Source organism: Streptomyces sp. NPDC043176 (assembly GCF_056436715.1).
Map to the genome: position 1 here is coordinate 139,104 of NZ_JBWKCA010000009.1, position 22,325 is coordinate 161,428.

At 72.2% G+C, this 22,325-nt stretch carries 19 protein-coding genes and 1 tRNA gene; 9 read left to right on the top strand and 11 right to left on the bottom strand.

Annotation, left to right across the window (positions count from 1 at the left end):
- The first annotated feature begins 161 nt into the window (after nt 1-161).
- Nucleotides 162-752: a hypothetical protein gene (locus AC067A_RS17245; protein ID WP_479243289.1), complete on the top strand. Its 591-nt coding sequence runs from the start codon at nt 162-164 to the stop codon at nt 750-752.
- Nucleotides 753-861: 109 nt separating this feature from the next.
- Here the strand turns inward: AC067A_RS17245 and AC067A_RS17250 are convergent, their stop codons facing one another.
- The 7 genes from AC067A_RS17250 to AC067A_RS17280 all read right to left on the bottom strand — a co-directional run bounded on the left by AC067A_RS17250 (nt 862) and on the right by AC067A_RS17280 (nt 9,904).
- A complete protein-coding gene (locus AC067A_RS17250) occupies nt 862-1,527 on the bottom strand; it encodes a DUF8010 domain-containing protein (protein WP_479243290.1) in 666 nt (221 codons plus the stop codon).
- Nucleotides 1,524-1,949, bottom strand: coding sequence for an acyl-CoA thioesterase (locus AC067A_RS17255; protein WP_479243291.1), 426 nt, complete (start codon nt 1,947-1,949; stop codon nt 1,524-1,526). The genes AC067A_RS17250 and AC067A_RS17255 overlap by 4 nt, the downstream gene beginning before the upstream one ends.
- 5 nt (nt 1,950-1,954) lie before the next feature.
- The gene (gene ettA / locus AC067A_RS17260; RefSeq protein WP_479243292.1) at nt 1,955-3,619 is read right to left on the bottom strand and encodes an energy-dependent translational throttle protein EttA; all 1,665 of its coding nucleotides are present in this window, start codon (nt 3,617-3,619) and stop codon (nt 1,955-1,957) included.
- A gap of 289 nt (nt 3,620-3,908) precedes the next feature.
- Nucleotides 3,909-5,348 (bottom strand): Cys-Gln thioester bond-forming surface protein, encoded by a 1,440-nt coding sequence (locus AC067A_RS17265; protein ID WP_479243293.1) that lies wholly within the window; start codon nt 5,346-5,348, stop codon nt 3,909-3,911.
- Between the two features lie 223 nt (nt 5,349-5,571).
- Entirely contained in the window at nt 5,572-6,087 is a 516-nt protein-coding gene (locus AC067A_RS17270) for a single-stranded DNA-binding protein (RefSeq protein ID WP_479243294.1), read from the bottom strand.
- Between the two features lie 312 nt (nt 6,088-6,399).
- On the bottom strand, nt 6,400-8,283 hold the full coding sequence (locus tag AC067A_RS17275; RefSeq protein ID WP_479243295.1) for a YfjP family GTPase: 1,884 nt from the start codon (nt 8,281-8,283) through the stop codon (nt 6,400-6,402).
- Between the two features lies 1 nt (nt 8,284).
- Complete coding sequence (locus tag AC067A_RS17280; RefSeq protein WP_479243434.1) at nt 8,285-9,904, bottom strand: dynamin family protein; 1,620 nt, start codon at nt 9,902-9,904, stop codon at nt 8,285-8,287.
- A 302-nt stretch (nt 9,905-10,206) separates the two neighbouring features.
- Here AC067A_RS17280 and AC067A_RS17285 point away from each other — a divergent pair.
- A tRNA-Arg gene (locus AC067A_RS17285) sits at nt 10,207-10,279 on the top strand.
- Nucleotides 10,280-10,446: 167 nt separating this feature from the next.
- Here the strand turns inward: AC067A_RS17285 and AC067A_RS17290 are convergent.
- Nucleotides 10,447-10,647, bottom strand: a complete 201-nt coding sequence (locus AC067A_RS17290) for a hypothetical protein (protein WP_479243296.1) — start codon at nt 10,645-10,647, stop codon at nt 10,447-10,449.
- Nucleotides 10,620-11,243: a hypothetical protein gene (locus tag AC067A_RS17295; protein WP_479243297.1), complete on the bottom strand. Its 624-nt coding sequence runs from the start codon at nt 11,241-11,243 to the stop codon at nt 10,620-10,622. Before AC067A_RS17295 ends, AC067A_RS17290 begins: the two co-directional genes overlap by 28 nt.
- 186 nt (nt 11,244-11,429) lie before the next feature.
- On the opposite strand from AC067A_RS17295, the gene AC067A_RS17300 reads away from it, so the two are divergent.
- The gene (locus AC067A_RS17300; protein ID WP_479243298.1) at nt 11,430-11,720 is read left to right on the top strand and encodes a hypothetical protein; all 291 of its coding nucleotides are present in this window, start codon (nt 11,430-11,432) and stop codon (nt 11,718-11,720) included.
- Nucleotides 11,717-11,905 carry a DUF7919 family protein gene (locus AC067A_RS17305; RefSeq protein ID WP_479243435.1) on the top strand — a complete coding sequence of 63 codons (189 nt, stop codon included), beginning with the start codon at nt 11,717-11,719 and terminating at the stop codon, nt 11,903-11,905. Before AC067A_RS17300 ends, AC067A_RS17305 begins: the two co-directional genes overlap by 4 nt.
- A 151-nt stretch (nt 11,906-12,056) precedes the next feature.
- Here AC067A_RS17305 and AC067A_RS17310 read toward each other — a convergent pair whose 3' ends face one another.
- On the bottom strand, nt 12,057-12,869 hold the full coding sequence (locus AC067A_RS17310) for a hypothetical protein (RefSeq protein ID WP_479243299.1): 813 nt from the start codon (nt 12,867-12,869) through the stop codon (nt 12,057-12,059).
- Nucleotides 12,870-13,304: 435 nt separating this feature from the next.
- Between AC067A_RS17310 and AC067A_RS17315 the strand changes: the two genes are divergently transcribed.
- On the top strand, nt 13,305-13,976 hold the full coding sequence (locus tag AC067A_RS17315; protein ID WP_479243300.1) for a DUF4097 family beta strand repeat-containing protein: 672 nt from the start codon (nt 13,305-13,307) through the stop codon (nt 13,974-13,976).
- A 107-nt stretch (nt 13,977-14,083) separates the two neighbouring features.
- On the top strand, nt 14,084-15,598 hold the full coding sequence (locus AC067A_RS17320; RefSeq protein WP_479243301.1) for a long-chain-fatty-acid--CoA ligase: 1,515 nt from the start codon (nt 14,084-14,086) through the stop codon (nt 15,596-15,598).
- Nucleotides 15,599-15,968: 370 nt separating this feature from the next.
- Here the strand turns inward: AC067A_RS17320 and AC067A_RS17325 are convergent, their stop codons facing one another.
- A complete protein-coding gene (locus tag AC067A_RS17325; RefSeq protein ID WP_017237905.1) occupies nt 15,969-16,853 on the bottom strand; it encodes an AfsR/SARP family transcriptional regulator in 885 nt (294 codons plus the stop codon).
- 333 nt (nt 16,854-17,186) lie between these two features.
- On the opposite strand from AC067A_RS17325, the gene AC067A_RS17330 reads away from it, so the two are divergent.
- The 3 genes from AC067A_RS17330 (at nt 17,187) to AC067A_RS17340 (ending at nt 22,257) form a co-directional block, all read left to right on the top strand.
- Nucleotides 17,187-19,391, top strand: coding sequence for a TOMM precursor leader peptide-binding protein (locus tag AC067A_RS17330; RefSeq protein WP_479243302.1), 2,205 nt, complete (start codon nt 17,187-17,189; stop codon nt 19,389-19,391).
- A 213-nt stretch (nt 19,392-19,604) separates the two neighbouring features.
- Complete coding sequence (locus AC067A_RS17335; RefSeq protein WP_479243303.1) at nt 19,605-21,578, top strand: sensor histidine kinase; 1,974 nt, start codon at nt 19,605-19,607, stop codon at nt 21,576-21,578.
- A 70-nt stretch (nt 21,579-21,648) separates the two neighbouring features.
- A complete protein-coding gene (locus AC067A_RS17340) occupies nt 21,649-22,257 on the top strand; it encodes a response regulator transcription factor (protein WP_479243304.1) in 609 nt (202 codons plus the stop codon).
- Nucleotides 22,258-22,325 lie beyond the last annotated feature (68 nt).

Consider the following 22,325-nt stretch of genomic DNA (forward strand, 5'->3'; position numbering starts at 1 on the left):
CGGTTCTCACTCGGGCGGTTCTCACGCGGGCGGTTCTCACGCAGGCGGTACGCACGGAAGCGGCGCCCCCCGGGGGGCGGTGCCGCAACCGCGTACCCGGTGATCGGCGTCCCCGTCCACGGACCTGACCGCTGCCGACGTCGTTCACGGGGGGGGCACCGATGGGGAAGGCCGTGCCGTACGCGGGGGCGCTGCTCGTGCCCGCCGTCGCCGGGGCGCTCCTGTGGGCGTGGGCGGGCTGGAGCCTGCGGAGCCCGCACGGACTCCCCACCGCGCTGGGCGCGGCGGGCGGCGTCGTGCTCACCGCGGGCGCGCTCCTCGCGCACAACGCGCTGTTCCGCGAGGGCGGCAGCATCGCCGCGGCCGTCCTGATCCTGGCGGGCCTCACGGCGGTCTGGGTGGAGGCGCGGGACGACGCGGTCCGCGGCGCGGTCACCGACTGCGTCGTGGTGGGCGAGGTCAGGGTGACCCACCATCCGACGTTCGGCGAGGGCGCGCCGCCCGCCAAGACCCTGTACCACCACACGCTGGACTGCGCCGGCGGCTACCCCACCGCCTTCTCCGCCGAGGAACGGATCGGCTCCTCCGGCACGGCGGTCCGCCTCGCGTACGACCCCGCCCGCCGCATGGACCCCGTCCTGGAAGGCCGGAACGAGGCCCACGGCTCCCCCGTCGTCCCCACCTGCCTCCTCGCCCTCGCGACGGCCCTCTCGGTGGCCGCGATCGCCAAGGAGGGACGCGGGGAGGGGTGAGGCGGATCAGCGGGGGCGACGGAACGGACGTGGAGCGGCGGGGGCTGCGTAGACCAGCGGGGGGTGCGGATCAGCACCGGGTGACGCCGACCAGCGCGGGATACACCGATCAGCGCGGGGCGACGGCCAGGGACGTCGGTGCGGTGCGCAGTGCGATCGAGCCGTACGGGGTGCGCAGCCGCAGCCACGGGCCCGAGGCGAAGAGCGCGGGGACGCCGCCCTGGTCGCCCGGCGGCAGGAAGCCCAGGGACTGGGCGGCGTGCACGGCCCGCAGGGGCAGCCCGGTGGAGCCGAGGGTGCGGGACCAGATGTCGTGACCGATCCGGTCGCGCTCCGCCCTGGTCCGGCGTTCCTCGGGCAACTCCTCGTCCCGGGCCCGGAACTCGGCGACTGCGGCCGCGACCGCGCCGCGCATCTCGGCGGCGCCGGGCAGCCCTTCGACGGGCCGCCAGCCGGAGCGCGGCGGCAGGACGCCCGCCCAGGGCGGTCCGGTCACCGAGTCCGGGACGACCGCCTTGCCGCCGGACTCCTCGATGCCTTCGAGGAGTTCGCCGGCGGAGACGGTGACGTCGAGGTCCACGGCGTCGACGAGACGGGCCGTGCGGATGGCGAGGACGTCGAAGGACGCCGGGCGTCCGAAGACGGCCAGCGCCCCGCCGCCCGCCTGGAGGCGGACGGCGGCGGCCCGGTCGTAACGGACCAGCCGGGTCAGGAAGGCGGCGAGGGCCGCCGCCTCCCTGGCGTCGTCGAAGTGCAGCGGTGCGAGGACGGTCATGCGGCGGCGGACATCCCGTCGTCCACGTACTCCTCCAGGAAGCTCCGCTCCTCGGCGCTGATCCGCCGCGGGCGCTGCGCCTCCAGGTCGAAGGGCACCACGATCGTGGACGCGCGGACGTAGGTCACGTCCGGGTCCTTGATCTCGTACGCGATCGTCAGCGACGCCGCGCCTATCTTCGTGACCCACGACTCGATGGTCACCGGCTCGTGCCGGTGGACCAGCGGCCGCACGTAGTCGATCTCGTGCCGGGCCACGACGGACCCGCCGGAGAACGAGGGGGAACCGTCCCCCGGCGCCAGCCGGAACATGAAGTCGATCCGCGCCTCTTCCAGGTACCGCAGGAAGACGACGTTGTTGACGTGCCCGAAGGCGTCCATGTCCGACCAGCGCAGGGGACAGCTGTAGATGTGCCTCGTCACTGACCTCAGCCTCGGGTCAGCTTCTTGTACGTGGCACGGTGCGGACGGGCCGCGTCCGCGCCGAGGCGCTCGATCTTGTTCTTCTCGTACGACTCGAAGTTGCCCTCGAACCAGAACCACTTCGACTCGCCCTCGTACGCGAGGATGTGGGTCGCCACCCGGTCCAGGAACCAGCGGTCGTGGGAGATGACCACGGCCGCACCGGGGAACTCCAGGAGCGCGTTCTCCAGGGAGGACAGGGTCTCGACGTCGAGGTCGTTGGTCGGCTCGTCGAGGAGCAGCAGGTTGCCGCCCTGCTTCAGGGTGAGCGCCAGGTTCAGGCGGTTGCGCTCACCGCCGGAGAGCACGCCGGCCGGCTTCTGCTGGTCCGGGCCCTTGAAGCCGAACGCGGAGACGTACGCCCGGGAGGGCATCTCGACGTGGCCGACGTTGATGTAGTCGAGCTCGTCGGAGACGACCGCCCACAGCGTCTTCTTCGGGTCGATGTTGGCGCGGCTCTGGTCGACGTACGAGATCTTGACGGTGTCGCCGACCTTGACGGAGCCGGAGTCCGGGTTCTCCAGACCCTGGAGCATCTTGAAGAGCGTGGTCTTGCCGGCACCGTTCGGGCCGATGACGCCGACGATGCCGTTGCGCGGCAGCGTGAAGGAGAGGTCGTCGATGAGGACCTTGTCGCCGAAGGCCTTGGAGAGGTTCTCGACCTCGACGACGATGGAGCCCAGACGCGGGCCCGGCGGGATCTGGATCTCCTCGAAGTCCAGCTTCCGCATCTTGTCGGCCTCGGCCGCCATCTCCTCGTAGCGCGCCAGACGCGCCTTGGACTTGGCCTGACGCCCCTTGGCGTTCGACCGCACCCACTCCAGCTCTTCCCTGAGGCGCTTGGCGCGCTTGGCGTCCTTCTGGCCCTCGACCTTGAGGCGCTCGGACTTCTTCGTCAGGTAGGTCGAGTAGTTGCCCTCGTAGGGGTGGGCGCGACCGCGGTCGAGCTCCAGGATCCACTCGGCGACGTTGTCGAGGAAGTACCGGTCGTGGGTGATGGCCACGACGGTGCCCTTGTACTGGGCGAGGTGCTGCTCCAGCCAGTTCACCGACTCGGCGTCGAGGTGGTTGGTGGGCTCGTCGAGGAGCAGCAGGTCGGGGGCCTCCAGGAGGAGCTTGCAGAGCGCCACACGGCGCTTCTCGCCACCGGAGAGGTTGTTCACCGCCCAGTCGCCGGGCGGGCAGCCGAGGGCGTCCATGGCCTGCTCCAGCTGGGCGTCGAGGTCCCAGGCGTTGGAGTGGTCCAGGTCGTCCTGGAGCTTGCCCATCTCCTCCATGAGCTCGTCGGTGTAGTTCGTCGCCATCTCCTCGGCGATCGCGTTGAACCGGTTGAGCTTGCCCTTGATCTCGGCGACGCCGTCCTCGACGTTCTCCAGGACGGTCTTCGTCTCGTCGAGCTTCGGCTCCTGCATGAGGATGCCGACGGAGAAGCCGGGCGACAGGAACGCGTCACCGTTCGACGGCTGCTCCAGGCCCGCCATGATCTTCAGAACGGTGGACTTACCGGCACCGTTCGGGCCGACCACACCGATCTTCGCGCCCGGCAGGAAGCTCAGCGTCACGTCATCGAGGATGACCTTGTCGCCGTGCGCCTTGCGCGCCTTGCGCATCGTGTAGATGTACTCAGCCAAGAGAAACCGTCCGGCAAAGAGTGAGTGGGCAGATACACCCCATCTTGCCTGACCGCCAGCCCCGGGCGGAAACCGGTTCGGCCGCGGCGGGGCCGCCGAGGGGGCGGGGAGGGGCTGCGGCGGGGGCGAGGAGGGGGCGGGAGTGGGGTTCCGACGTGCGACGACCCCGGCCGCGGGTGCGGTCCGGGGTCGGGCGGGGGTCACGGAGTGAAGGGCGTGTGACGCGGATCACTCCGTGGGGCGGGGCGTGGTGCCGGACGCGGGGCCCGGCACCTTCGGCCCGTGGTGGTTACTGGCCGGCCGTCTTCTTCTTGCGGAGGAAGAAGATCGCGCCGCCGCCGATCACGACGAGCGCGGCGGCGATGCCGGCGATCATCGGGGTGGCGTTGGAGCTGCCGGTCTCGGCGAGGTCGCCGCCGCCGGTGGTGCCGGTGGTGCCGGCCGTGGTGTCACCCGTGGTGCCGGGGGTGGACGGGGAGGGCTCGACCGAGGGGGAGGTGGAGGGGGTCTCGGAGGGCTTCGGGCCGGGAGGGGCCGTCTTGCAGTCCAGGACGCCCTCGAAGGTCTCCGAGAAGTTCGGGCCGGTGATCGTGAACTTGTAGGCCTCGTCCTCGGCGAGCGGGACCGTGATGGTCTTCTTCTCGGCCGGGGCGATCGTGTACGAGGTGCCCTTCAGGTCGAAGGTCCAGGGCTCGTCGCCCGCGTTGGAGGCGATGACCTCCAGGCCGCCCTTGGCGCAGTCCTTGGCGACCGTGACGGCCGGGACGGCACCCTTCTTGGCCCAGGTGACAGAGGCCTGCGCGGTGACGGTGGATTCGCTGGAGCCGGCCAGGATCATGGTCTGGCTCTTCTTCTTCTCGGCGGTGACGAAGGCACGGCCGAGCGGGACCTTCGTGGTGGCCTCGACCTTGACGTCGGCGGTGCCGTCGGCGGTGCCGGCCGGGACGTCGACGTAGATCTCGTCGCCGTTCTTGGCCTTGGTGACGGCCTTGCCGTCCTTGTCGACGACGCCGACACCGGCCGGGGCGCCCGGAATCATGGACAGGACGGCCTCGGAAGCGTTCGTGTCGACCTTGATCGGGCCGAGCCGGTCACCGGCCTTGCCCGAGACGGAGGCCGGGGAGAGGCTGAGGGAAGCCTTGGGCTCCTTCACCGTCTCGGCCTTCTCCAGCAGGTACGCGGTCAGCTTCTGGCCGTGCGAGTCGGTCGGGGTGGCGTCGACCTTGTCGGAGAAGTGCCAGATCGCGGCCTGCGTGGCCGCGGCGGCGGTCTCCTCGGTCAGGCCCTCGACCTTGGTCTTCTCCGCGAGTCCGGCGACCGAGACGTTCGGGTAGGAGTTCTCCAGGATCCAGAGGATCTTGCCCGCGTCGGGGTTGTTGTGGAGGGACGACTGGTCCCAGCCGACCTCCTTGTACTTGTTGTCCTCGATCGCGCCGGTCCGGAAGTCGATGCAGTAGGTCTGCAGCTTGCCGCCGTTGTCGACCTTCATCTCGAAGAGGCCGGCGCCGGTCTCCTTGACCACGTCCTGGCCGTTGACCTTCTCTACGTACGTCACCTTGTCGGCGATCTTCAGCCGGCCGAGCTTGGCGGTGGCGCCACCGCTCGCACCCGGAGCGTCATCGGCCGCGGCCGGTCCCGCGACGGCTATCGCGCCGGCGGCGACGAGGCCCGAGACCAGAGTGGCAGCGGCAAGGCGGCGAGCAGTGCCCCGCCCACGAACTGAAAACATTGGATTCCCCTCCGGGCGGCAGCTCCGCGAACTTGGTCGATTCACGTGGGGGGAGCGCACGCCAGCAGACTCACAGACTCGATGGGCTCACGTGCCACATGAGTACCCGGGAATCCTAGGGATGCGGAACCCCCGGGTGCCCTGCCATACGGTCAGATAACCATTCCGTCTCGGAATCGTTATCCACAAAGCGAGTTGGTCGACAAATCCCCACGACGCATGGTCAGGAAGCGGTTACGAGGCGCGCCGTCACCTCCTCCGGGACCGCCTCCCAGGGGTCCTCCTCCGCCCCCGACGCCCCCTTCGGCGACAGCTTCGGCGACGCCCCCGCCCGCGGCTGCGACGGCGGCCGGTCCCCGTCGGCGCGGAGTTCCGGCTCCGGCCTGGCCGCGCGGCGGAACGCCGCCGTCCCCCGGCTCAGATCGTGCCCCACGGCCACCGCCGCGACGTCCACGAAGGTCTTGCGCTGCCCGTCCCGCTCGTCCTCACGCACCTTCAGGCGCCCGTGCACCACCAGCGGTTCCCCGACGGATACGGAGGCGGCGAGGTTGGCTCCGAGCGAGCGCCAGGCCGACACCGTGTAGAAGCTGGTCGGCCCGTCCGACCAGACCCCCTGCTCGCGGTCCCAGCGGCGCGCGGTCACCGCGAACCGGAACCTCGCCACCCCGCCCCCCGCCGTGTCCCGGTACTCCACCGCCGTCGCCACGTTGCCGACGAGCGTCACGGTCGTGTCGTTCATGATCCGCCCCCAATTCGCTGTGTCCCGCGCCGTTTCCGGCCGCCGCACCCGGATGCCGGTTCCCGGCCGTCCTTCTCTTTCGGCACCATCCTGGAGCGTCACGGAGAAACCCGCCTGAGCCTGTGGACAGTAGACCGAATGGGGACAACTCCCTCACCCGGGAAGGGGATACCGGACGCAGCACGGCCGCGGCCCGTACCGGACCGCGGCTCACGGCTCCCAGCTCGCGGCTCGCGGACCGCGGACCGCGGCTCGTGGCTCACGGCTCCCGGCTCGCGGCTCGCGGCGGCGCGCGGTCGTCCCGCGCGGTGATCACCTCCCCCGTGCCCCCGCCCGCGTCGCGCCGAATCGCGTCGTGCCGGAGCGGCCGCCGCCGACGACCCGGGCCGGTGGGCGGCTGCCCACCACCGTCGCGTACTGCTCACGGACCTCGCGGTAGCGCATCAGCTCGGCCGCCACGGGGTCGAGCACGCGGGCCCGTCCGCAGCCGGCCGCCGCCTCGCGCAGGCGGCGCTCGGCCTCCTGGCCGTAACGGCGTGCCGGTCCCTTCACCGCGCCCTCGCAGGCCCATTCGACGAGGGGGCCGCCGATGATGCCGCCGAGCATGACGAGGACCGGCGGCAGGAGGCCGGGCTCTACGACACCGACGATCTGGCCCACCAGCCACAGCGCGCCGAGGACCTGCAGGAGCGTCATCACCACCTGGGCGAGGACGGCGGCCGGCCACCAGGCGGGCCTCGGCGGCCGGGCGGCCGGGTCGCCGACGGTGACGGTCAGTTCGTCGAGCGCCTCGGGCAGCCCCTCGGCCCCGCGCTCCGCCGCCTCGCGCACGGCCTGCGCCCAGGGCACGGGCAGCCCCCGCGAGGCCTCGTCGGCGACGATCCGTACGGCCTGCTCGACGCGCTGGCGTGCCGTCACCTCCTCCTCGACCGGGGTGGCGAGGCGCGGGTCGGTGGAGCCGTGCGCGCGCAGCCGCTCGTAACGGCGGTAGAGCCGCAGCCAGGGGGTTCCGCAGGCGCGGATCGCGCCCCGGCGCCAGACCCGCTCGGCGGCCTCGCCCGCCGCCTGCGCGCCGACGGCGACCGCCAGCCGGTCCGTGAAGGCGTCCCGGGCCCGCTCGTCGAGGCCGGAACGGCCGTCGGCCACGTACACCGGGCGCAGCCGCGCCGCCGCCGCGTCGACGTCGGCCGCGAGCCGACGTTCCGGAGCGGTGCGTTCCTGGACGAACCTGGCGATGAGTTCGCGCAGTTCGGGTACGCCCTCGCCGGTCAGCGCGGAGACGGAGAGGACCGTGGCCCCGGGCTCTCCGTGCTCGCCGAGCGCCACGCCGTCCTCGTCCAGGAGGCGGCGGAGGTCGTCGAGGACGAGGTCGGCCGCCTCCGTGCCCAGCCGGTCGATCTGGTTGAGGACGACGAAGGTGACCTCGGCGTGTCCGGCCAGCGGCCTCAGGTAGCGCTCGTGGAGCGCCGCGTCCGCGTACTTCTCGGGGTCGACCACCCAGATCACGGCGTCGACGAGTCCCAGGACCCGGTCGACCTGGTCCCGGTGGGCGGTGACCGCGGAGTCGTGGTCCGGCAGGTCGACGAGCACGAGCCCCTGGAGTTCGGTGTCCGCGGCCCCGCCGGCGAGGGGGCGGCGGCGCAGCCGTCCCGGCACGGCGAGCCGGTCGAGCAGCCCCGCCGCCCCCTCGGACCAGCTGAGCGCGATGGGCGCCGAGGTCGTGGGGCGCCGCAGGCCGGTCTCCGACACGGGCACGCCCGCCAGCGCGTTGAAGAGGGTCGACTTGCCGCTTCCGGTGGCGCCGGCGATCGCGATCACCGTGTGCCGGGACGAGAGCCGCTGCCGGGCGGCGGCCTCGTCGAGGACCCGCCCCGCTTCTGCGAGCGCCTCGCTCTCCACCCGCGTACGCGACAGCCCCACGAGCTCGTGCAACGCGTCGAGGCGGCTGCGCAGCGGCCCCCCGTAACTCCCGCCGAGCGGCGGCAGCGTGTCCTCCTCCGCGGTCACTCCGTCCCCGGGCTGCTCGTCCTTCACCGCGGCCCGCTCGCTCGCCCGCCGCGCGATGAGCCCGTCGTCCCAGCTGAAGCGGTCACGCTCCTTGCCCGCCCCACCGGCCTCACCCGCCCTGCGTGCCCTGCTGGCCCCGCCGGCCCCGTCCGCACCGCCCGCCCTGCTCGTCCCGTCCACGTCCACCACGTCACTTCTCCTTCTGCAGTACGGAGAGCGCGGCGATCAGCTCCGCCTGCGGCTCGGGGGTCACGTCGAGCGATTCGAGGGGTGCGAGGCGTCGGTCGCGCTCGGCGTGCAGGACACGGTCGACGTACGAGAGGACCAGCTCGCCGCCCTTGTCGCGCAGTCGCAAAGCAGCCTGGGCACCGAGGAGTTCGGCGAGGCGTTCGCCGGCGGGCCGGGTGCGCCGGCCGCCGAGGAGGGAGGCGGCGAGGAGGGCGGCGACGGTGTCCGCCTCGGGGAGGGCGGTGCGGGCCGCGCGCGATCCGGAGGGCCGCTCGTCGCCGCGCACCTCCTCCTCGGCCAGTTCTTCGAGTACGCGGCGCCAGCGCCGTACCTCCACGCCGATCCGCTCGCCGGCCTCCCGGTCGCCGCCGGTCCGCGACGGGCCGAGGGCCTCGGAGGCGGGTTCGCGGCGCCAGGTGTCGCGTACGCGCTCCTCGGCGGCCGAGACCGCGCAGTGCAGAAGGGCGGCGAGGGACTCGGCGAGGGCGTCGAGGAGTTCGTCGGCGGTGCTGTCGCGGGGGTAGCCGCGCCAGCGCGTACGGGCGTCGCCGGCGAGGACGGCGCCGCGGCCCAGCTGCTGCCGCACCCGCTTGGCCTGTTCCGCGTACGCGGTCTCGACGACCCGGCCGAGGCGGACGGCGGCGGCGTACTGCGCGGCGACCGCCCCGGCCAGCTCGGGGAGCCGGGTGTCGAGGGAGTCGATGACGCCGGAGGCCGTGCGGTCGGCCGCCTGCTGCCGGGCCGCCGGGTCCTGGGCGCGGTGGGCGAGCCAGTCGCGCAGGGCGGCGACGGCACTGTCGGGCAGCAATCCGCTGCCGCCGCCCGCCGACTCGGGCAGCTCGGGGATCGTGAAGCGCGGCACGTCGCCGAGTCCGGCCTTGTCGAGCAGGGCCCCGTACTGCCGGGAGACCTCCCCGATGACCTGGTGGGGCACGCGGTCGAGGACGGTGACAAGGGTGGCGTCGTACTCCTTCGCGGTACGGAGCAGGTGCCAGGGCACGGCGTCGGCGTAACGCGAGGCCGTGGTGACCATCACCCAGATGTCGGCGGCGCAGATCAACTCCGCCGCGAGCAGCCGGTTCTCGACGACGAGCGAGTCGATGTCGGGCGCGTCGAGCAGGGCCAGACCACGGGGCAGCGACGCCGCCGTCTCGACCCGGAGGGCGTTCTCCACAGGAGCGTTCTCCTCCGCCGGGTGGTCCTCGTCGCTCTGGGGCAGCCACACACGGGTGAGCTGCGGGAGCACCCGCATCCCGGCGAACCAGTGGTGGTCCTCCGGGTGGCAGACGAGCACCGGCGTCCGCGTGGTCGGTCTCAGCACCCCCGACTCGCTGACCCGCCGCCCCACAAGGGAGTTGACCAGCGTCGACTTCCCGGCCCCCGTGGAGCCCCCCACGACGGCCAGCAACGGCGCGTCGGGATCCTTCAGCCGGGGCACCAGGTAGTCGTCGAGCTGGGCGAGCAGCTCGGCCCTCGTCTGCCGGGCGCGCGGTGTGTCCGGCAGGGGAAGAGGAAGACGCACGGCGGCGACACGGTCGCGCAGGGCGGAAAGTGCGTCGATCAGCTGAGGCCGTTCGTCCAAGGTCACCACATGCGAAGAATGCCCAATTTATGAGTGTTTTTGAAGCCTATTACGGCCCTGCGCGCCGTAGAAAGGGGTGACGACCGGCAGCCCAGGCATAACGAGTGCACAACACCCGCCCCGAGCGACGTCAAAAGCGCTGCGCGAATCGCACCTGCCTGCGATTATCGTTCCGCTTCACCGAACCTCCACATCGTGCCACGCAGGTGAAGCAACCGGGCCAAGGCCTCCGGAGCCCTATCCTTGTCCCGGCATGCCCCACCCCACCCACCCGGGACCCCTGGCCCCACAGCCACCACCCGGCCCCCGTAGCTCAGTGGATAGAGCAGGTGCCTTCTAAGCACTTGGCCGCAGGTTCGAGTCCTGCCGGGGGCGCAAGGAAAGGACCCTCCTTCAGGAGGGTCCTTTCTACTGGTCAGGGGCGGTTCTCGGGAAGCGGCACGGAGCCGGACGCACCCCCTGGCAGACACGGGATGCGTCCGGCTGGACCCGGCTGCGTCCACGTTCCTGCGGGTGGCTGCGGTGAATACGCGGTGGAGTTTTCAGCCCCCTTCCAATGAGGGGTCCGGCAGCTCCCCCGCCCCTTCGATCCGCTGCTTCAGGTCGTCGAGCTGCCCGTCGGCGCACCGGGCGTACGCGGCCGGCAGCACGGACACGCTGTTGCCCGCCCACTCCGCAACGGTCGCGGCCGGGACGCCGGCGTTGAGCCAGTTCGTCAGACAGGTGTGCTGCAGGTCGTACACGCGGCGACCCAGCGGATTTCCGGATTCGTACGAAGTGAGCACTTCCCTACGTCCCCGACGTCGATCGCCACGACCTCCTCGGGGCGGGCGCCGGCGTAGTACATCGCGGCGAAGAAGGTGTGCAGCCGCCGGCCACCCCTCGGCCGGGAGTAGACCCAGCCGAGCAGCTTGGCGGCCTGCTCCCTGTCGAGCAGCGAACGCTTGTCGACGGCAGCGGAAGTCCCGTCCAGTTTCGCCCCAGCCGCTCGCAGCACGGCCCCCACGGTGCCCTCGTCCTCCCAGGCCGCCATGGAGAGGGAGTTTCGCTGCACCCATCGCAGGATCACGACGACCTCCGGCGGCGCCTGGTCGCACCGGCGCGTGCTGAAGGCGTACTCGCGGAGAGCGCGGCGCACGTCGACGCCCTTGAACGCCGTGGGCTGGGACCGCAGCAGGGCGATCGTGGCGGGCGTGAGCGCCTTGGCCACGTTCCGCCGGTTGTCCGCCGAGGTCCGCTCCCAGAGCTGGTCCACGACCTGCACCGCGAAGTCGTACCAGGCCGCGCCTGCCGCCGGTGAGATGTACGAGACCGGCAGCCCGGTGGAGAGGCTGAACACCTCCCCCTTCCGTGCCGCGGAGAGCAACCCCGCGCGGGGCGATCGTGGTGTGCGCGGGCGCGTAGCGGTGGCGGCGGCGCACCGGGGCCCTGATGCCGTTCGGGTGACCGTCGGGTGCCGCCCTGGGCAGGGCGTGGTGTGCTGGTGGCGCGGGGGTGGATTGTCGCCTCAAGAAAAGGAACCGTTATGGCGATCTTCGTCCACGCCGTCCTCGACGGCGTCAGCACGGACCAGTACGACGCTCTCAACGCCAAGCTCCAGGCCACGCCCGAGATCTTCGAGGGGTGTATCTCCCACGTCTGCGTCCGGACGGATCGCGGTCTCGAGATCTTCGACCTGTGGGAGACCGAGCAGCAGGTGGAGGCGTTCAGCGAGAAGCTGCGGCCGGTGACCGCCGACCTCGGCTGGGGCGAGTCGCAGCCGTCGCCGCGAATGCAGCCCGTACACAACTACTGGGTGCCCGGCGCCGCCGGCTGAGAACCGCCTACGCGGCCCCCTCGCTGATCGGGCACTACGTGCTCGATCACGGCTACCTGCCGCCCCGGGAGTTCGTCGACGCCGTCCTCGCCTTCGACCTCGATGACCGCTCGACCGCGTACCCCTTGATCGCCTTCCCGTGGATCCCCGACGACGCCGAGTCGTACGACGCCCTGGTGGAGTGACATCGCGCGTCGGCGTCACGAGCGGAGGGCCAGGATCCCGGAGGACCGGAGGACCGGAGGAACCGGAGGACCGGAGGAACCGGATCGAGCTCGGGAGGGCGGCGACCCTCTTCGGCGGGCGCGCGGCGGCGCCGGCCGCGAGGGGCTGCCGTCAGGCGGGGTAGGGGCGGGGGGTGAGGCGGGGGTGGGCTCGGGGGGAGAGGGTGAGGGTGAAGCCGTGGTTGGCGGCGATGGCGCGGGTGTGGTCGGCGGAGAGGGAGCCGTGGCGTTCGAGGGTGAGGGCGGGCATGCCGGGGCGGCCGTGGCCGGGGGTGTGGTGGAAGGAGAGGAGCGTGGTGGAGGTCGTGGCGTGGTGGGGGTGACGGCGGCGGGCGGCGGCCTCGTCCGGGTGGGCGAGGACGCGGACGTCGGGCTCGTGGCCGAAGTCGGTGGTCACGCCGTCGGCGCGCCAGTGGGCGGGTTCGTGGTCGGCGCCCGTCAGATGGCGTGAGCGGTTCGCCGAGGTGATCGAGAGGAATCCGGCGCCGGTGAGGGTCAGCGCCTCGGCCAGGAACGCGTTGGACGGGCACGAGTAGCCGGGGACGATCAGCTGCACGGTGTCGACGCCCTGCCGGACGGCCCTCAGATGGGCCGGCACGTGCGCGGCCGCCGGACCCCGCAGGCCGAACGGGCCGAGGTGGAGCAGTTCGTCGACGAGGTCCTCGATCTGGCGGCGCGGCAGCGTGTGCGGGAGCCGCGTCCAGTCGAAGAGAGACCCGACCCGTTCGCGGACGGTGGTGACGCCGACGACCTGGCCGGCCGGGCGCCCCTTCATCAGGTTCACGCGCTCCACGACCTCCCGGTCGGCCCGCGCCGTCAGGGCGTAGAAGTTGCCGAACCCGTGGGCCACCACGGCCCCTTCGGCCAGCGCCTCGGCCGCCCTCCGTACGTCCTCGGCCTCGCCCAGGACCAAGTCCCTCGTCATGCTCGTTGCTTGTCCGCCCACCACACACCTCCGGCTGTACGCCTGTTCTCTTATGTCGCTTGTGTTGCTTGTGTTGCTTGGGTCGTTCGTGTCGTCTGGTCGCTTCTATCGGCTGCGCGGGCCGTATGGGACGTATTGACTGCATTCGTTGCTTACCGGGCAACGATCCGGGCCGTCACCGGTCACCATCGATCACGATCGGTCACCAGGGGGCGTCCGGCCCGAAGGGTGTTCACTTGCAGGCCATTGCAATGAATATGGAGTACGTCATTGCATTAAGCCCAAGGTCGTTGCAATGAAATCTTGACTCTGACCTGTAAGTTCGGCACACATGCGCAACTTCCTTGTTGCTAACAATGCGAACGCAACGTAGCTTTTCCCTCAATGGAAACGACGGGTCGATGTGAGAGACCGTCGCTGGAGAAGGAGAAGGCAATGCAGAAGTTCGCCACCACCGCCGGGTTCGCCGCCGTTCTGGACATCGCCGCCGGGGACATCCGGCTCGTCGCCGGGGAGCGGGACGAGGCCGTCGTGGAGGTCCTGCCGGCCGACGCGTCGAAGGGGCGGGACGTGAAGGCGGCCGAGGAGGTCGAGGTCGCGTACGAGGAGGGGGTGCTGCGGATCGGGAACGCGGCGCCGAAGAACCGGCTGTTCGGGGAGTCGGGGGTCGTCGAGGTCACGGTGTGGCTGCCCGCCGGGTCGCGGGTCGAGGCCAGGACGGCGTCGGGGAACCTGACGGGCGTCGGGCGGCTGGGGGAGGTCGTGTTCGAGGGGGCGCTCAGCGAGGTGGGGCTCGACGAGGTCGCGGGCGGCCGGATCGTGCTGCAGGCGGGCGGGATCACGGTGGGCCGGCTGGACGGCGACGCCGAGCTGCGCACGCAGCGGGGCGACATCCGCGTCGTCGAGGCGACGCGGGGCGCGGTCACGCTGCGCACCGAGGCCGGGGCGATCGACGTCGGGGCCGCCCGCGGCACCTCCGCGACGCTGGACGCCGGCACCGCCTTCGGCCGGATCACCAACACCCTCGGCAACACCGAGGGCGCCGACGCCGGCCTGCGGATCCACGCCGGCACGTCGTACGGCGACATCACCGCACGCGCCCTCTGAGCACGGCGCACGGACTCCGCGCTGTGCCTGTGGGCCGTCGGCGGTGGGCCGGGGGTGGCCGATAGCCTGCCGGGGAGGAAAGCGGAACCATCGGAAAGAGGTCGACGGTGACCAATCTGGCCCTGAATCTGGCTCGTACGGCGGCGGAGCGGCCGGACAGTACGGCGATCCTGCTGGACGACCAGGCGCTCGACTACCGGGCGCTCGACGGGCGCAGCGCGCTGGTCGCGGGGTGGCTGGCGGCGCAGGGGGTCGGGCCCGGCGACCGGGTGGCGATCCTGCTGCCGAACATCCCGCACTTCGCCGTCGCCTACTACGGCGTGCTGCGGGCCGGTGCGGTCGCGGTGCCGATGAACCCGCTGCTGAAGTCCGGGGAGATCGGCTACGGCGCGGGCGACTGCGGGGCGAGGCTGATCCTGGCGTGGGGCGCCGCCATGGCCGAGGCGGGCGCCGCGGCGGCGGAGCTCGGCATCGGGTGCGTCGACGTGACGGACCCCGGTTTCGCGGCCGAGCTGGCCGCCACCGAGCCCCGCGGGGAGGTCGTGGAGCGGGAGGACGACGACCTCGCGGTACTGCTCTACACGTCGGGCACCACCGGCCGGCCCAAGGGAGCCCGGCTCACCCACGGGAACCTGGGCTCCAACACCGCGGCCGTGGCGCGGGTGCTCGGGATGTCGGCGTCGGACACGGTCTTCGGCGGGTTGCCGTTCTTCCACGTCTTCGGCCAGACCTGCGGTCTGAACGCGGCGGTCCTGACGGGCGCCCGGATCACGCTGCTGCCGCGCTTCGACGCCGCGAAGGCGCTGGGGATCCTCTCCCGGGACCGGGTCACGGTGATGGAGGGGGTGCCCACGATGTTCCTGGGCCTGCTCGCCGCCGCCGAGGCGGCGGGTTCCACCGGGCTGACGGGCGAGGAGGGGCTGCGGCTCTGCGTGACCGGCGGTTCGGCGATGCCGGTGGAGGTGCTGTACCGCTTCGAGTCCGCGTTCGGGTGTCCTGTCGTCGAGGGGTACGGGCTGTCGGAGACCTCCCCCGTGGTGACCTTCGGGTCGCTGGACGGGCCGCGCAAGCCGGGGTCGATCGGGACCCCGATCGAGGGCGTGCGGGTCCGGCTGGTCGACGACGAGGGCAAGGAGGTCCCGGAGGGCGACGTCGGCGAGATCGCCGTCAAGGGGCCGAACGTCATGGCCGGTTACTGGAACCGTCCCGACGCCGACGCGGCCGCGTTCGCCGACGGCTGGTTCCGCACCGGGGATCTCGCCCGGCGCGACGAGGACGGCTTCTACTTCATCGTGGACCGCAAGAAGGACCTGGTGATCCGCGGCGGGTACAACATCTACCCGCGTGAGATCGAGGAGGTCTTCTACGAGCACCCGGCCGTCGCCGAGGCCGCCGTGGTGGGCGTGCCGCACGAGGTGCACGGCGAGGAGGTCGCGGCCGTCGTCAGCCTGAAGCCGGGCGCGGAGGCCACGGCGGACGAACTGCGCGCCTTCGTGAAGGCCCGGGTGGCGCCGTACAAGTACCCGCGGATCGTCCGGCTGGTGCCGGGCCTGCCCAAGGGGCCGACCGGCAAGATCCTGAAGCGGGAGATCACGGTCACGGCCGAGGACCCGGCGGAGTAGCGGGCCGGGGCGGGTCCTGCCGCACCTCCAGCGCCGCACCTCCCGTCCCGGGACGCAGTGGCGGGGCGCAGTGGCGGGACGGGCCGGCTCTCCCGCGCCTTCCACACCGGCTCTCCCCCACCGACTCTCCCGCGCCTTCCACACCGGCTCTCCCCCACCGACTCTCCCGCATCTTCCACACCGGCTCTCCCACACCTCCCAGGCCCCTCCCGCACCTTCCGTGCCGGCTGCGGGCCGGGCAGGGGGGGCCGGACCGCGTCGGTCTCCCCCGTTTCGCGGGTTCGACGCGCCCGCCCCCACCGGGAGCCGTGTGCCGTATGCCGTAGGCCGGGGGACGGCTCCCGCGGGTGGGAGGTGCGCGGGGTGGGGGTCAGGAGGCGCGGGCGAGGCGGTTGGCGGCGAACTCCTCGGGGGACCAGGAGACGGACCAGACGTCGAGGGCCGGGTCGCCGGAGAGGATGGCGGTCTGGAGGCCCTGGAGGCGGGGGCAGGGTTCGACGCCCAGCTCGTGGTTGAGCACGGAGCGGAGGCGGTGGAAGGCCTCCAGGGAGCGTCCGACGCGGCCCGCGCGGTAGAGGGCGATCATCAGGTAGGCGCAGAGGTTCTCGTTCATGGGGTTCCGGGCGACGACGCGGGTCAGCTCGCCGAGCAGGTCGGCGTGGCGGCCGAGGGCGAGGTCGGACTCGATGCGGCGTTCGAGGGCGCCGAGCCGGCTCTCCTCCAGGGACACCGCCTCGATCTCCAGGACGCTGCCCTTGCGTACGTCGACGAGGGCGGGTCCGCGCCACAACTGCAGTGCCTGGCGCAGCTCCTCGGACGCGCGGCGGTGGTCGCCCGCCTCGGAGGCGTTGCGGCCGGCGCGCACGTGGCGCTCGAAGACCTCGACGTCCGTCGTACAGGCGCCGTCCTCCAGGAGGTATCCGCTGTGGCAGGTGCCGAGTATCTGGCGGACGCCGGGGCGGCCGGAGTCGGCGGCGGCGAGCGCGTTGCGGAGCTGGAGCACGTACGTCTGCAGGGTGGTGGCGTGGCTGCGCGGGGGTCGGTCTCCCCACAGTTCCTCGATGAGTGCCGGTACGGTCACGACGCGGCCGGCGTTCAGGGCGAGGAGCGCCAGCACCTGCCGCTGCTTGGGGGCACTCGCCGTCACCGGGGTCCGGTCGAGATGCAGGGACAGCGAGCCGAGCAGTCCGATGCTCAGCGGTCCGGGCTGCTGACCGGCGTTGACGGGGTCGAACCTTGTAGGACCTTCGGACATTGCGTTCCTCCAGGCATCGCACCTATCGATCTCGGCCTCCAGCATGCCCAGGGCGCCCGGAGTTGCCCACTGAGCTGCACATCTCTCCCATATGAAGAATTCACATGGGGAACGTGAATCGGCGCATGGCGGCCCTCGCCGGGGTCGCTGTTGACTTCGGGGCACCGCAGCGACGAACCGGCTGCGGCAGGCGGAAGAGAGAGGCGACGTCATGCAGACCACTCCCGGCTTCGACGACCTGATCATCGAGAACCTGGACAGCTCCGACGGGGAGAACCCGGCCCCGTGGTGTTACTCCCTGCCCGTCGACGCGGCGCGATAGAGCGGCCCACCGTGCAGGCTGACGAACGGATAGGTTTCCGGCGCCACTTCCGCGCCGAGATCGTCCCGGGCGAGGCGGTCTACCTCGTCTCCCCGCGGGGCACGACGGCCCTCTCCGGTGCCGCGATCCAGAAGATGGCCCCGCTGCTCGACGGCTCGCTGACCCTTCCCGAGCTGCGGGCGGCCGTGGACATCCCCGCCGAGCAGCTGGACGGCATGCTCGGCCGGCTCGCCTCCGCGGGTCTCGTCGGTTTCCACGCGGACCGTCCTCGGGACGCGGCGGCGGGGGCGTACTGGGATCTCGCCGGTGTGGGCGACCCGGTGGCGGCGGAGGTGTCCGTCGTGGCGGTCGGCGGCGCGGACGCGGAGGCGGCGGAGCGCGCCTGCCGCGCGGCGGGCCTGACGTGCGGGCCGGACGCGCCCTTCGCGCTGGTCGTGTGCGACGACTACCTCGACCCGGAGCTGGCCGTGTTCAACGCCGCCCGGATCGCGGACGGCCGGCCGTGGCTGCCGGCCAAGCCCTACGGGGCGCAGCTGTGCATCGGTCCGGTGTTCCGGCCGGGTGACGGGCCGTGCTGGTCCTGTCTGGCGGTACGGCTCCGCTCCCACCGGCGCGGCGAGTCGCAGGTGCGGCGGGCGCTGGGTCTCGAGGGGCCGGTGCGGGTGCCGGAGGCGTCCCTGGCGGCGACGCGTGAGCTGGGGTTGCAGACGGCGGCCCTGCAGGCGGCGAAGTGGCTGGCGGGGATGCGGGACGAGAGCCAGAACGCGGTGTGGTCGCTGGACACGCTGACGCTGAGCGCCTCGCACCATCCGGTGGACCGCAGGCCGCAGTGCGCGGACTGCGGTGATCCCGGGCTGGTCGCCGACCGGGCGAGGCGGCCGGTGCGGCCGGTCTCGCGGCCGAAGGGCGTGGCCGGGGGCAACGGGCACCGGGCGCTGTCGGCGGAGGAGATGTGGGAGCGGTTCGGTCACCTGGCGGATCCGGTGACGGGGATCGTGGAGCGGGTGGTCCGTGACCCGCGGAGCCCGTCGTTCCTGCACTGCTACCAGGCGGGGCCGAACCTGGCGTTCGCCGGGGCGGATCTGCCGTCGTTCCGTGCGGGGCTGCGGATGCAGAGCGGGGGCAAGGGGCGCACCGATCTGGAGGCGCGGGTCAGCGGGCTGTGCGAGGCGGTGGAGCGGTACAGCGCGTCGCGGTTCCGTGACGAGGCGACGGTGCTGGGCAGTTACCGGGCGCTGGCGCCGGACGCGGTGCATCCGGGTGCGTGCATGCTGTTCGACGAGCGGCAGTACCGGGAGCGGGAGCGGTGGAACGCGCCGGGGATTCCCTTCCAGTACGTGCCGGAGCGGTTCGACGAGGACGCCGAGGTCGAGTGGACGCCGGTGTGGTCGCTCACCGAGGGGCGGCACCGGCTGCTGCCGACGAGCCTGTTGTACTTCGATGCCGAGGGGGCCGGTTCGATCGTCGCCGACTCGAACGGGAACGCGGCGGGCGGCACGCTGGAGGACGCGATCCTGCAGGGCTTCCTGGAGCTGGTGGAGCGGGACGCGGTGGCGCTGTGGTGGTACAACCGGACGCGGCACGCGGGGGTGGACCTGGCGTCGTTCGGCGACGCGTGGATCTCCGCTCTGCCGGAACGATTCAGCGAGTTGGGGCGTGAGCTCTGGGTGCTCGACCTCACCGCCGACCTGGGGATTCCGGTGATGGCGGCGGTGTCGCGGCGGGTCGACGGGCCGGCCGAGGAGATCATGCTCGGCTTCGGCGCCCATCTGGATCCGGCCGTCGCGCTGTGCCGTGCCGTCACCGAGCTGGGGCAGCTGCTGCCCGCCGTGACGGGTGGCCACGCGAAGGGGCTGCCGGCGCACCTGCTGGACTGGCTGCGGGGGGCCACGGTCGCCGAACAGCCCTATCTCGCACCGGACTCCGGGCTTCCGGCGCGGACGCCGGCGGACTACGACCACGTGCCGCGCGCCGATCTGCGGGACGACCTGGAGCACCTCTGCGCGCTGGCCCGGGAGCACGGTCTGGAGGTGTTCGTGCTCGACCAGACGCGGCCCGATCTCGGGCTGCCGGTGGTGAAGGTCGTCATCCCGGGTATGCGGCACTTCTGGGCGAGGTTCGCGCCGGGCCGCCTGTTCGACGTGCCGGTGCGGCTCGGAAGGCTCGACTCCGCTACGGCGTACGAGGATCTGAACCCGATTCCGCTGTTCCTCTGAGGGACCGGGCAGGGGGTCGAAAGGCCCGGAAAGGAGGCTTGGGGCATCGCCGCTGGTGGCGGTCGAGGCCCGTCGAAGAAGTCGGAAAAGTGAATATTCTGCTCATGACAAGCCGTTACTTCCCAGGTATGATCACCGGCGGTATTCAGGGGGGTACTCGGGCGGTCGCCTGTGCTCTCGTCCACCGCTGGTCGGACCAGGAGGCGCGCGCTGATGCTCGACGCACCCCAGGGCGAGGACGATCCACACGACGCGTGTGGGGTGCGGGCATCGCGCATGGCCCTCCAGGTCACGCTGGGCACGCTCGCCGGCCACACGATCGTCACCGTGCTGGCCGTCCGCGACGAGAACCCCGGCCCCGGGCGCCTCGCGTTACTCGTCCTGGGCATGGCGGCCGTCCTCGCCCTGCAGTACGCCCACTCCACCCGCCGGCCGCGCGACTGGCCCGTCCGGACCCGGACACTGACCCTCTGCGCGCAGGCCGTGGTCACCTTCCTCCCGCTCGTCTGGCTCGGGATGCCGTGGGGCGCGATGGGCGGACTGCTCGCGGGATCGATTCTCCTCGCCGTCCCCGGCCGGCTCCGCTGGCCGCTGTACGCCTCCGTCATCGCCGCCATCGTGGCCGCGGTCGTCGCGATCGCCGGCCCCGGCAGAGCCGCCTACGGACTCGGCGCCACACTGCTCGCCAGCCTCATCATCTACGGGGTCAGCTCCCTCTCCGACCTGGTCGCCGAACTCCGCGACACCCGCCGCGAGCTGGCCGGCATGGCCGTCATCCAGGAGCGGCTGCGGGTCGCCCACGACCTGCACGACCTGCTCGGCTACAGCCTGTCGGCGATCGCCCTGAAGAGCGAGCTCGGCTACCGGCTGCTCCCGACGGCACCCGACCGGGCGAGGTCCGAGGTCGCCGAGGTGCTCGGCATCGCCGGCGAGGCACTCGCCGACGTGCGGGTCGTCGCCACCGGCTACCGCGACATGTCCCTGGCCGACGAGGCGGAGTCCGCGCTCTCGGTACTGGCCGCCGCGCAGATCGAGGCCGGGGCCGACCTGGCCTGCGGTCCGCTGCCGCGCGAGGTGGACACCGTCCTGGCCATCGTGCTGCGCGAGGCCGTCACCAACGCCCTGCGCCACAGCAAGGCGCAGCACTGCGCGATCACCGCGACCCGCGAGGGCGGGACGGTCTCGCTGCGGATCCGCAACGACGGTGTGGGCGAGGCCAGTCGCGACACGCTCCCGGAGGGCGGCAGCGGGCTCGGCAACCTGACGACCCGGCTGCGCGGCATCGGCGGTGACCTGAGCGGGGGGCCGGCCGAGGACGGCTGGTTCGAGGTGGTCGCCCGCACTCCGCTCGTGCCCCGGCCCGAGGAGCGGCGGGCGGAGCCCGAGCCCGAGGAGCAGCGGAAGGCCGCCCGGCCCTGGGCGCCGCGGATGGCGCGGGCGATGCTGCTGGCCGTCCTGGCCGGCTACACGCTCATCACGGTGATCAACGTGGCGGCCACCACCCCGTCCGGGGCCGACTTCCTCGCGTTCCTCGGCTGCCTCGCGGTCGTCGTGACGGTGCAGGCGCTGCTCTCGCTGCGTCCGGCGCACTCCTGGCCGGGATACGCGCGGGCGATCGGCCTCGGGGTGCTGGCGGCGGCCACGTACGCCCCGCTGCTCTGGCTCGGGGGGCCGTGGGGCTCGATGGCCGGGTTCCTCGCCGGATCGTTCCTCTTCACCCTGGGCGGGGGGCTCCGGTGGGTGCTTTACGCGGCCTCGGGCGCCGTGGTGATCCCGGTGGGGGCGGCGGCGGGCGACTCGCTGTACGAGATCGTCTACGAGACCGACTCCTCGCTGATGGCGGGCCTGGCCGTGTACGCCTTCACCGCGCTCTACCGGCTGGTCTCCGAACTCCACGAGGCCAGGGGCGCGCTGGTGCGGATGGCGGTCGCCCGCGAGCGCCTGATCGTGGAGCGCGAGCTGCACCAGGTGCTCGGGTCGAGCCTCTCCGAGGTCACGATGAAGTGCGCGCTCATCCACCGGATGCTGCCCCGGTCGCCGGGGCCCGCGCAGGACGAGCTGACGACCGTGCTCGACATCTCGCGCCAGGCGCTCGCGGACGTGCGACTGGTGGCGCGGGGGTACCGCGGGCAGTCGACCGTGCACGATCCGTCATACCCGGTCGGACTTTCGGGGGCCGTGAACTGAGGTTCACGGGTAGGTTGAGGCGCATTACATACCTTCCAGGAAGGTAAAAGGGGGATAAGTGGAGAATCGGGTGATCAGAATTCTCCTCGCCGAGGACATGCACATGGTGAGAGGGGCGCTGGTCGCGCTGCTCGAACTGGAGCCCGACCTTGAGGTCGTCGGCGTGGTGGACCGGGGGGACCTGATCGTCCCCACCGCGCTCGAGTGCCGGCCGGACGTGGCCGTCATGGACGTCGACCTGCCGAACATGGACGGTCTGACGGCTGCGGAGAAGCTGCACGACCTGCTTCCGGACTGCCGGACGCTCATCATGACCGGGCTCGGGCGTCCGGGTCTGCTGCGGCGGGCGATGGCCGCGCGCGTCTCGGGGTTCCTGCTCAAGGACTCCCCGGCCGAAGGGCTCGCGCAGGCGGTCCGGGAGGTGTTCGCGGGTCGCAGGGTGATCAACCCGCAGATCGCCATGAGCGCGTGGGACATCGGCGACAACCCCCTGTCCGAGCGCGAGACCGAGGTCCTGGGGATGGCCGCCCAGGGCGACGAGCCCAGCGAGATCGCCGCGAAGCTGCATCTGTCGATCGGCACGGTACGCAACTACCTGACGACGACCGTGATGAAGCTCAACGCGCGCAACCGGCTCGACGCCGTCCGGATAGCCACCGAGGCCGGCTGGCTGTCCTGACGGAGGCGGGCCGCCACCCGCGACCGGTCCTCGACCGGTGATCCAGCGACGCGCTCGAAGATGCCGAC

Excerpts from the sequence above, each read along its gene's own strand:
- AC067A_RS17245 (WP_479243289.1), top strand. The coding sequence starts at position 162 with ATGGGGAAGGCCGTGCCGTACGCGGGGGCGCTGCTCGTGCCCGCCGTC.
- AC067A_RS17250 (WP_479243290.1), bottom strand. The coding sequence starts at position 1,527 with ATGACCGTCCTCGCACCGCTGCACTTCGACGACGCCAGGGAGGCGGCG.
- AC067A_RS17265 (WP_479243293.1), bottom strand. The coding sequence starts at position 5,348 with ATGTTTTCAGTTCGTGGGCGGGGCACTGCTCGCCGCCTTGCCGCTGCC.
- AC067A_RS17270 (WP_479243294.1), bottom strand. The coding sequence starts at position 6,087 with ATGAACGACACGACCGTGACGCTCGTCGGCAACGTGGCGACGGCGGTG.
- AC067A_RS17300 (WP_479243298.1), top strand. The coding sequence starts at position 11,430 with ATGGCGATCTTCGTCCACGCCGTCCTCGACGGCGTCAGCACGGACCAG.
- AC067A_RS17310 (WP_479243299.1), bottom strand. The coding sequence starts at position 12,869 with ATGACGAGGGACTTGGTCCTGGGCGAGGCCGAGGACGTACGGAGGGCG.
- AC067A_RS17315 (WP_479243300.1), top strand. The coding sequence starts at position 13,305 with ATGCAGAAGTTCGCCACCACCGCCGGGTTCGCCGCCGTTCTGGACATC.
- AC067A_RS17325 (WP_017237905.1), bottom strand. The coding sequence starts at position 16,853 with ATGTCCGAAGGTCCTACAAGGTTCGACCCCGTCAACGCCGGTCAGCAG.
- AC067A_RS17335 (WP_479243303.1), top strand. The coding sequence starts at position 19,605 with ATGCTCGACGCACCCCAGGGCGAGGACGATCCACACGACGCGTGTGGG.